The 13589-nt window shown below is 70.5% G+C and carries 13 protein-coding genes; 6 read left to right on the top strand and 7 right to left on the bottom strand.

From position 1 onward, the window contains the following. The first annotated feature begins 28 nt into the window (after positions 1–28). Positions 29–391: a nitroreductase/quinone reductase family protein gene (locus ACLJRM_RS14805; RefSeq protein WP_101609015.1), complete on the top strand. Its 363-nt coding sequence runs from the start codon at positions 29–31 to the stop codon at positions 389–391. Positions 392–490: 99 nt separating this feature from the next. Beyond that, the gene (locus ACLJRM_RS14800) at positions 491–1660 is read left to right on the top strand and encodes a serine hydrolase domain-containing protein (RefSeq protein WP_410663249.1); all 1170 of its coding nucleotides are present in this window, start codon (positions 491–493) and stop codon (positions 1658–1660) included. A gap of 3 nt (positions 1661–1663) precedes the next feature. Here ACLJRM_RS14800 and ACLJRM_RS14795 read toward each other — a convergent pair whose 3' ends face one another. Continuing rightward, a complete protein-coding gene (locus ACLJRM_RS14795) occupies positions 1664–2578 on the bottom strand; it encodes a LysR family transcriptional regulator (RefSeq protein WP_101609013.1) in 915 nt (304 codons plus the stop codon). A 72-nt stretch (positions 2579–2650) separates the two neighbouring features. Between ACLJRM_RS14795 and ACLJRM_RS14790 the strand changes: the two genes are divergently transcribed. Next, positions 2651–3619, top strand: a complete 969-nt coding sequence (locus ACLJRM_RS14790; RefSeq protein ID WP_410663248.1) for a DMT family transporter — start codon at positions 2651–2653, stop codon at positions 3617–3619. On the opposite strand, the gene ACLJRM_RS14785 is transcribed toward ACLJRM_RS14790, so the two are convergent. Further along, the gene (locus ACLJRM_RS14785) at positions 3533–4012 is read right to left on the bottom strand and encodes a universal stress protein (RefSeq protein WP_410663247.1); all 480 of its coding nucleotides are present in this window, start codon (positions 4010–4012) and stop codon (positions 3533–3535) included. The genes ACLJRM_RS14790 and ACLJRM_RS14785 overlap by 87 nt on opposite strands. Next, positions 4009–5586: an MDR family MFS transporter gene (locus tag ACLJRM_RS14780; protein ID WP_101609010.1), complete on the bottom strand. Its 1578-nt coding sequence runs from the start codon at positions 5584–5586 to the stop codon at positions 4009–4011. Before ACLJRM_RS14780 ends, ACLJRM_RS14785 begins: the two co-directional genes overlap by 4 nt. An 87-nt stretch (positions 5587–5673) precedes the next feature. On the opposite strand from ACLJRM_RS14780, the gene ACLJRM_RS14775 reads away from it, so the two are divergent. Further along, on the top strand, positions 5674–6255 hold the full coding sequence (locus tag ACLJRM_RS14775; RefSeq protein ID WP_410599377.1) for a TetR/AcrR family transcriptional regulator: 582 nt from the start codon (positions 5674–5676) through the stop codon (positions 6253–6255). Here ACLJRM_RS14775 and ACLJRM_RS14770 read toward each other — a convergent pair. Continuing rightward, the gene (locus ACLJRM_RS14770; protein WP_410663246.1) at positions 6243–7133 is read right to left on the bottom strand and encodes a LysR family transcriptional regulator; all 891 of its coding nucleotides are present in this window, start codon (positions 7131–7133) and stop codon (positions 6243–6245) included. The genes ACLJRM_RS14775 and ACLJRM_RS14770 overlap by 13 nt on opposite strands. 100 nt (positions 7134–7233) lie before the next feature. Here ACLJRM_RS14770 and ACLJRM_RS14765 point away from each other — a divergent pair, with 100 nt between their 5' ends. Next, positions 7234–8118 (top strand): NAD(P)H-binding protein, encoded by an 885-nt coding sequence (locus ACLJRM_RS14765; protein ID WP_410663245.1) that lies wholly within the window; start codon positions 7234–7236, stop codon positions 8116–8118. A 63-nt stretch (positions 8119–8181) separates the two neighbouring features. Here ACLJRM_RS14765 and ACLJRM_RS14760 read toward each other — a convergent pair whose 3' ends face one another. After that, complete coding sequence (locus ACLJRM_RS14760; protein WP_101613324.1) at positions 8182–8847, bottom strand: helix-turn-helix transcriptional regulator; 666 nt, start codon at positions 8845–8847, stop codon at positions 8182–8184. Between the two features lie 252 nt (positions 8848–9099). Then, positions 9100–9747, bottom strand: a complete 648-nt coding sequence (locus ACLJRM_RS14755; protein WP_410663244.1) for a TetR/AcrR family transcriptional regulator — start codon at positions 9745–9747, stop codon at positions 9100–9102. A gap of 173 nt (positions 9748–9920) precedes the next feature. Between ACLJRM_RS14755 and ACLJRM_RS14750 the strand changes: the two genes are divergently transcribed. After that, on the top strand, positions 9921–11396 hold the full coding sequence (locus tag ACLJRM_RS14750) for an amidase (RefSeq protein ID WP_410663243.1): 1476 nt from the start codon (positions 9921–9923) through the stop codon (positions 11394–11396). Here ACLJRM_RS14750 and ACLJRM_RS14745 read toward each other — a convergent pair. Next, entirely contained in the window at positions 11341–13584 is a 2244-nt protein-coding gene (locus ACLJRM_RS14745; protein WP_410663242.1) for an ATP-binding protein, read from the bottom strand. The genes ACLJRM_RS14750 and ACLJRM_RS14745 overlap by 56 nt on opposite strands. Positions 13585–13589: the final 5 nt, after the last annotated feature.

Below are 13589 nucleotides of genomic sequence, written 5' to 3'. Positions count from 1 at the left end.
GGCGTAAGGCAATCGAAAGGAGAGTCCGATGCCGTTGCCGAGATGGTGGGGACGCGTCAACAACCGGGTCTTCAACCCGCGCGCGATCGCCGGAGGGAAGTACCCGGTGCTGATCCACGTCGGCCGTACCTCGGGAAAGACCTACCGCACGCCGCTCGACGCGCATCCGGTCGACGGCGGCTATCTGTTCATCCTGGTGTACGGCGCGGATTCGGACTGGGTGCGCAACGCCATGGCGGCACGGGGAGCACGGCTGCGGATCGACGGGCGGGAGGTGGAACTCGCCGCTCCGAGGCTCGTCGGGGCGGACGAGCTCCCCGCCGGGGTGAGCCGTCCGCCGAAGTTGCTCCGTGTCACCGAATTCCTCCGGATGGACCTGGTCTCCGGCTGAACCCTGAGACGACCCTGCCCCGGGTTAGTACCGTGGTGGTAGGCGGCATCGTCCTCACAGCCGATGCCGGGTGCGGCGATGCTTCGTAGTTTTACCGATATGAAACGAACTTCAGTGGTGATCGCCGCACTTTGCGCGGCTACGCTCGTTTCCCCGGCGGTCGCGTCCGCGACGCCGCAAGCGAAAGACCCGTTGCAGCGGACTCTGCAGCGTGACGCCGACGCTCTCGTGGCGGGCGGTTCTCCGGGTGCCCTGGTGGAAGTGAGCACGGCCAAGGGCAGCGTCAAGGTGCGCAGTGGCCATGGCGATCTGCGGGCCAAGACGCCGGTTCCGTGGAACGCGCACTTCCGGATCGCCAGTTTCAGCAAGACGTTCCTGTCCGCGACGATGCTGCAGCTCGTCGGCGAGGGACGGCTTTCCTTGGAGGACAAAGTCGATCGGTGGCTGCCCGGTGTGGTGAGCGGGAACGGCAACGACGGCCGCGCCATCACCGTCCGGCAACTGCTCCAGCACACCAGCGGTCTGCACGACTACCTGGCGGAGCTCGATCTCTTCACCGAAGAAGGCTTCCTGCGTCATCGGTTCGACAAGCTCAGCGCTTCCGAGGCGGTGAAGCTCGCCGTCGGCAAGCCGCCGGAGTTCGCGCCCGGGTCGAGCTGGGGGTACTCCAACACCAACTACGTGCTCGCCGGGATGGTGACCGAGAAGGTGACCGGGAGGGATTGGCGGAAGGAGATCACCGACCGGCTCATCCGGCCGCTGGACCTGCGGGAAACCTCGCATCCCTACACCTCGCCGTTCCTTCCCGCCCCGCACGCCCGTGGCTACGACCGGTTCGTCGAGGAGGGCTCGAACCCGCCGCGGCTCGGACGGCGGGTGGACGTGACGCTGATGAATCCGTCGGCGGGCGGGGGAGCGGACGGTTCGATCAACAGCACCACCGAGGACGGCAACAAGTTCCTCCGGGCGCTGCTGGGCGGCGAGGTGCTCGAACCCGCGTTGCTGGCCGAAATGAAGAAGACCGTGCCCGCGCCGGGGCTCGGCGCGTACGGGCTGGGGCTCATGAAGCTGACCGGCTCTTGCGGTGACTACTGGGGCCACGGCGGCGCGCTGCCCGGCTACCTGACGGGCAACGGCGTGACCGAGGACGGCAAGCGCAGCGTGATGGTGTCGCTCAACACCCTCACGCCCTACAACCCCGGTGCCGAACTGCCGGAAGGGAATCCGCTGGATCCCGTGATCGACCACGCCCTCTGCGGTCGCGGCTGATCCTCAGCCGCCCCAGGCGCGGGCCGCGTCGACCAGAGCCGTGACGCATTCGGCGACGGCCGGCCGCGTCTCGCCCTGGGGCTGCACGGCGTAGAGCTGCCGGTGCAGCGCGGGTTCGAGTTCGGTGCACACCACGGTCGGCGGCGCGATCGTGGTGGCCATGCTCGGCACCAGCGTGACCGCGCCGAGCCCGGCGACGACGGCGAACTGGGTGCCGAAACCGCTGACCGTGTGCCGCACCGTCGGCTCGATGCCGCGCTCGCGCAAGGTCTGGCGGAGCCAGGTGTTCGCCAGGGTCGGGCGCGCCCAGGCGACCCAGATCTCGTCCGCGAGGTCTTCGGCGGGAATCGAGTCCGCGCCCGCCAGGGGATGCCCGGCCGGGAGCACGATCATCGCCGAGTCGTCGCGCAGGACGGTCCAGCGCGTGTCCGGCGGCCGGGTGAGCGGCAGGTTCTCCCAGCTCTCGACGACCACGACGTCGAACACGCCGTCGGCGAGCGCGGGCAGGGCCACCTCCGGTTCGACCTCGTGCAGCCGGGCCTCGATACCGGGATGGCGGACGGCGAGGCCGGTGAGCGCGGGCGTGATGAACGTGTGCACCCCGGAGGGGATGGCGCCGATCTCGACGACGCCGGTCATCTCGCCGGTGAGCGAGTCCAGATCGGCGCGGGCGGCCCGGAGTTCGGCGAGGACCCGGTCCGAGCGTTGCGCGAGCAGCAATCCCGCCGGGGTGAGCCGGACGCCGCGCCCGTGCCGGACGAGCAGCCGGGTGCCCGCCTCCCGCTCCAGTTTGGTCAGCTGCTGGGAGATCGCCGACGGTGTCACGTGCAGCAGTTCGGCCGCCGCGGCGAGTGAACCCCGCCGCCACACCGCGTGCAGCATCCGCAGCCGCTCCACATTGGACAGATCGCCACTCATTAGCCGAGCTTAACCCTCGCGGTAAGAGGATCTCGCTGGTCCTCCCCGGCGTCGTACGGTCGAATCGAATCCATGCCACGCCAGAGAGTTCTCGCCGATCCGCGCGCACAAGGAGTACTCGGTGCCCTCGCGATCGCCCTGTCCGCCCCGCTCGTCGCGCTGTCCGGCGCGAGTTCGACGACGGCGACGTTCTTCCGTTGCCTGCTGGCGTTGCCGATCCTCGTGCTCCTGGCACGCTCGCGAGAGCGGGGACACCGGCCCACCCCGGCGGCGCGGCGACGGCACGTGCTGGCCGGTGTCCTGCTCGGGATCGACATGGTGCTGTGGAGCGAGGCGATCCTCTCCGTCGGCGCCGGCGTCGCGACGGCGCTGGTCAACGTCCAGGTCGTCCTCGTTCCCCTGGCCGGGATGCTGTGGTTCGGCGAGCGGCCGTCGCGGCTGTTCTGGCTGTCGATCCCGCTGATGCTGACGGGCACGGCACTGGCCGGGGGACTGGCGGACGGCGGCGCCGCGGGCAGCGATCCCTGGTACGGCACAGTCATGGCGCTGCTGGCGGGTGTGGCCTACGCCGGTTACCTCGTCTTGCTGCGCCGCGCCGGTACCGAGTGCGGCGGCCGGACGACGATGCTCGCCACGGCGACCGCGGCCTCCGCGAGTGTGGGCGGCCTTTCGGGGCTGGTGGCGGGAAACCTCGACGTGACGCCGCCGCCTTCGGCGTTGCTGTGGCTGCTCGTGCTGGCCCTGACCGGGCAGGTGATCGGCTGGCTGCTGATCAGCAAGGCGTTGTCCGCGCTCCCGGCGAGCGGCGGGTCCGCCGTGCTCATGCTGCAACCCGCCGCCGCGATCCTCTTCGGGGCCGCCCTGCTCGGCCAGTGGCCGACCCCGCTGCAGCTGGCGGGGTGCGCGCTCGTCGTCGTGGTGGTCGGCGCCGTTTCGTTCCTGGGCGGCCGGCCTTCACGGGACCACGAGCACCGGCCAGTGCCCGGTCTTGATGAGCTTCGTCGCGACGGAGCCCGCGAACCGGTGGCCCGCCTTCTGTGAGGCGCCGACCACCACCATGTCGACCTGGCCGCGGTCGGCCGTGTCGCGGAGCGCGGTGTACGGATCGCCGTAGGTCTTCAGGAAGCTGACCGGCACTTCCAGCTCTTCGGCGGCCTCGCGGATCTGTTCGCGGAGTTCGGCGTACAACTGCAGTGTCGTGTCGTGCTCCACCGTCGCCGCGACAGCCGGTCCGAGGTTCGTCAGCACCGTGCGGCTGACGACGAAGGCGACGAGCAGCCTGCCGCCCTCGCGCCGGGCCATGCCGAAGGCGAAGGCGGCCGCCCGCATCGCCGTGTCGGAGCCGTCGACCCCGGCCAGGATGGCCCGCCCCGAAGTCCTCCGGGGCGGGCCGAAACGCTCCACAGTGGACTCGAAAGCCCCGGGCGTGCTCATCCCGCGACCGGGTCGGACGCCGGGGAGTCCGACTTCGACTCCAGGTCGATGGTGGTGCGCAGGGTGAGCGGCTTGAGCAGCAGCGCCGCGATCACGCCCACGACGCCGACCGCCGCGGAGATCAGGAAGATGTGCGCGGTCGCGTCGCCGTACACGGTGTGCACGATCGTCTGGACCTCCGGCGGCAGCGCCTTGAGGTTCAGCGCGCTGACGCTTCCCGTCGATGCCTGCCCCGCAGGCACGTGCAGCGCGGTGGACAGGTCGGCGGTGACCCGGTTCGCGAGGACCGCGCCCAGTACCGAGACCCCGATGGTGCCGCCGAGCGACCGGAAGAACGTGACCGAGGCGCTCGCCGCGCCGAGATCCCGCAACGGCACGGTGTTCTGCACGGCGAGGACGAGGTTCTGCATCGTCATACCGACCCCGATGCCGACGATCGCCATCGCGACGCCGACCAGCCACAGCGGCGAGGCGTGGTCGACGGTGCCCAGCCCGAGGAACCCGATCACCAGGGTGATCGTGCCCGCCACGATGTACGGCTTGATCCGCCCGGTGCGGCTGATCAGGCGCCCGGACACGGTCGAGGACACGAGCACGCCCGCCATCAGCGGGATGGTCAGCAGACCGGCTTCGGTGGGGGAGTAGCCGCGGCCGACCTGGAAGTACTGGCCGAGGAACACCGCGCCGCCGAACATCGCCATGCCGACCGCCAGGCTCGCGACGATCGCCAGCGCGGGGGTGCGCTGGGTGATGATGTGCAGCGGGACGACGGGTTCGCTGACCTTCCGTTCCACCATCAGCGCGAGCGCGAGGAGTACGACACCGCCGCCCACCATGAGGGCCGTCTGCCACGAAAGCCAGTCGAAGGTGTTGCCGACGAACGAGACCCAGATCAGCAGGACACTCACGCCCGCGGCGATGAGAGCGGCGCCGAGGTAGTCGACGCGCACGTTCTCGCGGCGCACGGTTTCCAGCTTCAGGGTCCGCTGCAGGACGGCGAACGCGAGCACCGCGATCGGGACGCCGACGAAGAAGCACCAGCGCCAGCCCAGCCACGGCACGTCCACGATCAGGCCGCCGAGGAGCGGTCCGCCGACCGTGGCGACCGCCATGACCGCGCCGAGGTAGCCGTTGTAGCGGCCGCGTTCACGCGGCGGGATGATCGCCGCGATCACGACCTGGACCAGTGCCTGCAGGCCGCCGACGCCGATGCCCTGGAACGCGCGGGCGGCGATCAGCTGGCCGGTGTTCTGGCTGAACCCGCTGATCATCGAGCCGATCACGAAGATCACGATCGCGATCTGCACCAGCGTCTTCTTGTTGAACAGGTCGGCGAGTTTGCCCCAGATCGGGGTGGTGGCCGTCGCCGCCAGGAGGGTGGCCGTGACCACCCACGTGTACTGCGTCTGCGTGCCGTTCAGCGAGCCGATGATCAACGGCAGGGCGGTCGACACGACCGTCGAGCTGATCATCGCCACGAGCAGCGCGAGCAGCAGCCCGGACAGCGACTCGAGCACCTGACGGTGCCCCATCGCGCCGGACGGCGCCGCCACCGTCGTTCCATCGGTCTTCATGGCGTCCCTTCGAGCGTTCGGGGCAATTATTGCCCACTGTGCAAACTTGCACAGTGGGAACTTTATTCCCCTCGCTACGCTGTCCTGGTGGACACCCTCGACACGCTCCGCACCCGCAAGAAAGCGGCGACGCGGCACTCGCTGCACGAGGCCGCCCTGCGCCTGGCGATGGAGCACGGTCTCGACGGGGTGACCGTCGAGGACATCGCCGACGCGGTGGGGGTGTCCCGGCGGACGTTCTCGAACTACTTCGCGAACAAGGAAGACGCGATCCTGCACGCCGACCGGGAGCGGACCGGGCTGCTGGTGTCGCTGGTCGAAGGCAGGCCGCCGGGTGAGAAACCGTGGCCAGCGCTGCGCGCGGCGTGCCGGGAGCTGTACCGGGCGCACCCGGTGCCGGACCGTGAATGGGTGGCGCAGCTGCGGCTGCTGCGACGGCACCCGTCACTGCTCGCGCGGCAGGCGGGCGACCAGATCGCCCTCGAACGCGACCTGATCGCGGTGCTGCTCGCCAGGGGGCACGGCCTCGACCAGGAGTTGGCCCGGCTCACGGCGGCGACGTTCCTCGCCACGCTGAGGACCGGGAACGTGCTGTGGCTGGAAGGCCCGGACGATCAGCCGCTTCCCGACGTCGTGGACCGGGTGCTGAGCCGCGTTCAGCTCCGGTGACCGAGCGCGAAGGTCGTCGACACCACCGTGGTGGCCGCGCGGACGAAGGCGGCGACGGCCGGTGAACGGGAGTCCTGCGGCCACATCACCGTGAGGGTCGTGGGCTCCAGATCGTCGACGGCCAGGTACGCGATGCCCGGCCTGCGGTAGCGATCCGCCACCGAAACGGCCATGAAGCAGACGATGCTGCCCAGTTCGACCAGTTTGAGGATCTGCGTCAGATCCGAGACGGGACCGTGGGGCACCACGGAGGCGGGAGGACCGGTCGAGGGGCCCTCGTCGGCGGGGGCGCCGTCGGGCAGAATCCGGCCGGCCAGATCCGCGAGGGTCAGCCGTGACCTGGCCGCCAGCGGGTCGTTCGCCGCCAGCGCGACCAGCCGGGGTTCGGTCAGCAACGGCTCGAAGTCCAGGCGGCGCGCGTCGAACGGGCTGGGGACGAGCGCCACGTCCGCCCGCCCGTCGCGGAGCTGCCGCGGCTGCTCGCCCCGGCCGCCGAGGATCAGTTCGATCGGCGGCGCGCCTTCCTCGGCCTCGTAGGCCTCGATGATCTTCGGCAGGCACCCGGCGTCGTGGTCGGCCTTCAGCGCCAGCCGCAACCGGGGATCGGGGCGGCCCGCCTGCCTCGCCCGCCGGTCCGCCGCGGCGACCGCCTCGAGCGCGGTCCTGGCGTCCCGCAGGAGCACCTCGCCCGCGTTCGTCAGCGTGACCTGGCGGGTGGTGCGTTCGAACAGCCGGACGTCCAGCCGTCGCTCCAGATCCCGGATCGCCCTGGACAGCGGCGGTTGCGCCATCGCGAGCCGCTCGGCCGCCCGTCCGAAATGGAGCTCCTCCGCGACCGCCACGAAGTACCTGAGCTGCCGCGTCTCCAGATCACTCATATCCCCAGGGTATCAATGGCGACCGGGCCGGTCCTTCGGTTCGGCGGTCTTCGCGCCTTAACTGGGGATGTCGAAAATCCCCTAGCACCACGGAGTCTTCATGATCGTCGTCACCACGCCGACCGGGCAGATCGGCAGCCGGGTGCTCGGCACCCTCCTCGAAAGCGGTGAGCCGGTCCGCGTGATCGTCCGTGATCCCGCCCGCCTCGCCGATGGCGTCCGCGAGCGCGTCGAGATCGTCAAGGGCTCACACGGCGACCCCGGCGTCGTCAACGAGGCATTCGCCGGTGCCGACACCGTTTTCTGGCTGGTAGCCGCGGATCCTCGCGCCGAGAGCCTCGAAGCCACCTTCGTGGACTTCACTCGGCCAGCCTGCGAAGCCTTCGAAAAGCAGGGCGTCGCCCGGGTGGTCGGTGTCTCGGCTCTCGGCCGTGGCGTCACGAAGAACGCCGGGCACGTGTCGGCCTCGCACGCCATGGACGCCCTGATCACCGGAACGGGCGTGAGCTACCGGGCGCTGACGATGCCCTCGTTCATGGACAACCTGCTGTGGCAGGCCGGGCCGATCGGGAAGGACGGCGTCTTCTTCGGACCGGTTTCGGGCGATCGCAAGGCGCCGACCTGCGCCATCCGCGACATCGCCGCGACCGCCGCCGAGCTGCTGCTCGACCCGTCGTGGCACGGCGTGGCCGACGTCCCGGTACTCGGCCCGGAGGACCTGTCCCAGAACGACCTCGCGGAGATCATGTCCGACGTCCTCGGGCGGCCGGTCCGGTACCAGCGGGTCCCCATGGAGGACTTCCGCGCGACGCAGCTCGAACACGGGCAGTCCGAGGCGATCGCGCAGGGCATGGTCGAAATGATGGCGGCCAAGGAAGTGGGCCTCGACAACGCCGAGCCGCGGACGCCGGAGGCCACCACGCCGACGACCTTCCGGCAGTGGTGCGAGGAGGTGCTGAAGCCGGCCGTCGTGTCCGGGAGCTGACGACCGGGGCCTCGTGAGTGGTAAGGACGGTTCTAACCGTCCTTACCGCTCACGAGGCCCGCCTCAGATCGAGCCGGTGCGCAGCGCGAAGGCGACAGCGTGCGTGCGGTTGTGGAGCCCGTACCGCGCCATCACCCGATGGAGGACGTTCTTCACCGTGCTCTCCGAGTAGGCGAGTTTGGCCGCGATCTCTTCCGTGCCATGGCCGTCGGCCAGCAGCCGGAGGACTTCACGCTCCCGATCGGACAGACCGGACAGCGCGAGACCGTTGGGCACCAGCAGGTCTTCCTGTATTCGTTCGAGCTGGGAGAGCAGGCTGCCCTGTAAGCGGGGCGGCAGGGCGGCGGCGCCCTGGCTGACCGCCAGGATCGTCCGCACCAGATGCTCGCTGTCGAGGTCGCGCCGCGGCAGCAGTGCGGCCATTCCGCATTCGATCGCCGTCATCAGGACCTGGACCGGGAAATGGTCCGTGACGATCACGCACCTCGGCGGTGACATGAGTGACGACGCGGCACGGACCTGACGCAGGAACGTGAAAACCCCGTCGCCGATCGAATCCCCGACCGTCACGATCACCTCGGCCCGGCCGAAGTCGGTGTCGGGCAGTACGTTCAGTCGCTCGTCGGCGCCGAGAATGCTCGTCGTGCCGAGCCCGGCCAGGAGATCCGGGGCGTGCACGGCGACTCTGACGCGATCGGTCCCCCTGGTGCTCTTCCCTCCGCGATTCATGATCGAAGTCCCCATCCGAAGCGTCGGAAACCCGGAAACGGGCAAGCGGAACGGCTGTCGGCCGTCGGGTGGCGAAAGGCGGCCGATCCGCTGGTGAGTAGTTCTTACTTTGCTTAGAAGTTATAACGTTACAACGTTGCATGTCAACCGCGGAAGCCACGCTTCCCACGGATGGCAGCAGCGTCACAGGGCAAGACGCCCGAAGGCCGTGAAAGGTTCAGTGCGAACGTGATCGGTCTCGGCGAAAGCCGGTCACCGCGTCGTGAGGTCGTCCAGTTCGTCCGCGATCAGCAGGTCGGGATCGAACTTCATGCCGGTGAAGTGGCCGGCGAGTTCGAGCGAGAGCACGCCGTGCAGGCGGGTCCAGAAGGCGAGCGCGCGGTGCAGGGTCGCGGACGTGGCCGGGTCGTCGCCCGCCCAGTCGCGGTGACCTTCCAGGTGCTTGTCGAACGGGGTGTCCGGCTTGTCCACGGTGATCGCGCGGCACGCTTCGAGCAGGACCGCCATGACCTCTCGCGAGATGGCGGTGGTGTCGTCGGGCGCGTGGTAGCCGGGGACGGGTGTGCCGTAGATGAGGAAGTAGCGCTGCGGGTCGCTCCGGGCCCAGTCCCGGATGGTGACGGCGAGCCCGGCAAGGTCGGCTCCGGAGTCGAACGCCGCCCGGACGGTGTCGGCGAGGCTCCGGTAGGCGTCGCGGATGAGCGCGGTGATGAGGTCGTCGCGGCTGGCGAAGTACCGATAGAGTGCCGGGCCGCTCATGCCCACCTGTTTGGCGATCGCGTTGAGCGACAGCGCGGGGACCCCGGCGGCGGCGATCTGCTCCCACGCGCGCTGCTTGATCTCCGCGCGCACCTGGTCGCGGTAGCGCTCCCGCGGGCTCTGCCCGTCCGCGTCCGTCATCGGCCCTCCCGCTCCGTCGAGCCCGCAGCTTAGTTGCAGCTACGGCCGATGAGGAATCGAAGGGGCATGATCGGTTGCACGAACCGCTCTGATCCGCCGGAATCACCGGGTGCCCGGTCGCCGCTGATCGACAATGGACTCCTTGATCTCATGTGCGGAGGAGGACGTGCCGGATGGCTGGCGATGACTTCACCTGGCTGGACGCGACGGCTCAGGCGGAACTGGTCCGCACGGGACAGGTGTCACCGCTGGAACTGCTCGACGCGGCGATCGCGCGGATCGAAAAGCTCGACGGTGAACTCAACGCCGTGGTCAGTACGCGCTTCGAGCAGGCGCGGCGTGAGGCGGTGACGGCGCGAGGGCCGGGACCGTTCCGCGGCGTGCCGATGCTGCTGAAGGATTTCCTCTGCCACACCGCGGGCGATCCGGTGCACGGCGGCATGCGCGCCCTGTGGGAGCGGGATTGGCGCGCGCAGTCGGACTCGTACCTCGCCGCGCGCCTGCGGGCCGCGGGTTTCCTGTTCTGCGGCCGGACGAACACGCCGGAACTGGCGACGAGCATCACCACCGAACCGCTTCTCCATGGCGCGACAAGGAATCCGTGGGACCCGGCGCGGTCGCCGGGCGGGTCGAGCGGCGGTTCGGCCGCCGCGGTGGCCGCGGGCATGGTCCCCGTCGCCCACGGCAACGACATGGCGGGTTCGCTCCGGATCCCCGCGGCCGCCTGCGGGCTGGTCGGGCTGAAACCGAGCCGCGCGCGGACCAGCCTCGGGCCGGACTTCGGCGAGTACTGGGGCCAGGTCACCCACGAACACGTCCTCACCCGATCGGTCCGGGACACGGCGGCGGTCCTCGACGTCACGGCGGGGGCCGCGCCGGGTGACCCTTACTCCGCGCCGCCACCCGACCGTCCATATCGGACGGAGGTCGGCGCGGATCCCGGACGGCTGCGGATCGGGTACCGGATCACCGCGCCGGGCACCTGCGAAACCGCGCACGCCGACTGCGTCGGCGCGGTCGAACGGACCGCGCGGCTGCTCGAATCCCTCGGCCATCAGGTCGCTCCCAGCGCGGCGGCCGCCTTGGACGCGCCCGGGATGTTCGACACCATGCCCGCCCTGCTCGCGGCCGTGGTCACCTGGGAACTCGATGCCTGGTCGGAGCGGCTCGGTGAGCGGCTGTCTTCGTCCGACCTGGAGCCGATGAACGCGATGCTCGCCAAAGCGGGCCGGTCGGTCACCGCCGTGCAGTGGATCGCCGCGTCGCTCTCGTCGCAGCGATGGGCTCGCGGGGTGGCGGCGCTCTGGGAGGACGAACTGGACGTCCTCCTCACCCCGACGTCGCCCGCGCCGCCCGCCGCACTCGGCGAACTGGCCCCGGACGCGAAGTCGCCCGAGGAACTGGCCGCCGGTATCGCCACGGGCGCGGCGTTCACGGCGCCGTTCAACATCACCGGCCAGCCCGCGATCTCCTTGCCCCTGCACTGGAACGCCGACGGCCTGCCGATCGGCGTCCAGCTCGTCGCGGCCCAGGATCGCGAAGACGTCCTCATCCGGCTGGCCTCGCAACTGGAGGAAGCCGCGCCGTGGTCGGCTAGGCGTCCGGCAGAAGCGCCAGTTCGGCCAGCGCCTGTTCCCTCCGGGCCTTGAACGACGGCCCGGGGGAGAGCTCGACGGCCAGGGTGAGGCACTCCCTGGCCTCCTCGAAGGCGCCCGCTTCCCGCCAGGCACGCCCCTCGCGGAGCGCGCAGATCGCCTCCATCGCGGCGAATCCGCCTTCCCACGAGAGCCATCGGCTGGTGCGGTAGTAGCCCGCCGCTTCCCGCCATTCGGCGAGATCCCCGAGCACGTCGCCGATGGCGCGCAGGCACAGTGCCTTCAGCATCCGGTGGAGTCCGGGGTAGGTGTCGGCCGCCAGCCGTTCGGCGTCGGCGAGGACGGCACGGAAAACGGCGAGCGCTTCGGAGTACCGCCCGGCCGCGCGCAGCGAGTGCCCGTAGACGTTCCGGGCCGAGCTTTGCCCGTCCCAGAACGGCAGTTCGTCCGCCGATTCGTACCCGCGTTTCGCGTATTCGAACGCTTCCGCGGTCTCGCCGATGTACCGCAGCACCTGGCCGAGATAGATGGACGCCCAGGTCTGCTCGGTGCGGTCGCCGACCCGGGTGGCGATGTCCAGCGCGCGGCGATGTGCCGCCACGGCGCCTTCTTCGTCGTCGAGACAGACACTGCAGGCCCAGCCGACGAAGTTGAGCAGCTTCGCCTCGTCCCTGGCGTTGCCCAGCTCGCTCGCCGCGGCCGCGCCGAGCGAGAAGATCTCCAGCCACGGCCGCTGGGCACTCCGTCCGTCGGAGTACCAGTGCAGCGCGACGGCGAGATCGCCGACCTCCCGGTGCCAGCCCTTCCGCGCCGCCACCCGCTGCGCGGCGACCCAGTTCCCGCCTTCGACGTCCAGCCAGCGGGCGCTCTCGTCCCGTGAGCCGAACCGCCCGGTCTCCGGTGCTTTCGGGTAGAACAACCGGGCCGCTTCGGCCGCCTTGTCGAGCAGGTGGGCGAGCACGGTGTCCCGCGCGGACGGGTCCTCCTCCGCCTCGAACCGTTCTTCGGCGAACAGGCGGATCAGATCGTGGAACTGGTGGCGTTCCGGCTCGGCCGTGGTCTGCAGGAGGCTGGCGTCGACGAGTTCGTCGAGGTGGTCACGGACGTCGGCGTCGGTCGCGCCGGACACGACGGCCGCGAGTTCGGGACCGAAGTCCGCGCCGGGAACGGTCGCCAGCCGCCGGAACAGCTGTCGCGCCCCGGTCGAAACCGCGCGATAGGACAGGTCGAACGCCGATCGCAGCTGCAGATCGCCCGCCGCGAGCGCGCGCAGGCGGGTGCTCTCGTCGCGCAGCCGGTCGGCCAGCTGGGCGAGGGACCACTGCGGCCGGGTGGCGAGCCGGTTGCCCGCGATCCGGACCGCGAGCGGCAGATGACCGCACAGCTCGACGAGTTCCCGTGCCGCGGCGGGCTCCGCGCGCACGCGCTCCTCGCCGATGATCTTGGTGAGCAGGCCGGTCGCGCCGCCGTCCGAAAGCGGCTCGAGCCCCAGCCAGCGCGCGCCTTCGAGCCCGGCGAGCGTGCGGCGGCAGGTGATCAGGGTGAGACAGCCGGGCCCGGTGACCAGCAGCGGCCGGACCTGCGCCTCGTCGGCGGCGTTGTCGAGCAGCAGCAGGACCTTCCGGCCGTCGAGCAGCATCCGCAGCAACGCCGACCGTTCGGCTTCGGAGGCGGGCACGTGCCCCGGCGCGACGTCCAGCGCGCGCAGCAGCCGGTCGAGCGCGGCCCGGGCGCTCAACGGTTCTTCGTCCATCCCGCGCAGGTCGACGGCGTAGCTCCCGTCCGGGAAGTCCCCGCGCCACCGGTCCGCCGCCGTCACCGCGAGCGCGGTCTTCCCGACCCCGGCCTGCCCGACGATCGCGACCACGCCGCCACCCTCGGCGACCTTCGCGGACAGCTGGTCCAGTTCGCTTTCCCGGCCGGAGAGATCCGCGAGGGGAGCGGGCAGTGAGCAGGTCGCCGCGACCTGGGCGGCCAGTGCCGGGTTGCGGCGCCTGCCCTGTTTCGCGACGGTCAGGAAGAACTCCCGGTCACCGCCGGTCAGGCCGAGCGCGTCCGCGAGCACTTCCGACGAGCGCTGCTGGGCGGCCCGCGCGCGGCCGTGTTCCAGCTCGCGCAGGGCGCGGACGCTCAGTCCCGAGGCCTCGGCCAGCCGCTCCTGTGTCCAGCCCGCGGCCCGCCGGTGTTCGAGCAGGAGCTTTCCGAACACCGACCGCTTCTCACTCGCTTCCACCGGTTTCACCGCGG

Source organism: Amycolatopsis sp. lyj-84 (genome assembly GCF_046549075.1).
Lineage (GTDB): Bacteria > Actinomycetota > Actinomycetes > Mycobacteriales > Pseudonocardiaceae > Amycolatopsis.
This window is presented reverse-complemented; position numbering and strand designations above follow the sequence as displayed.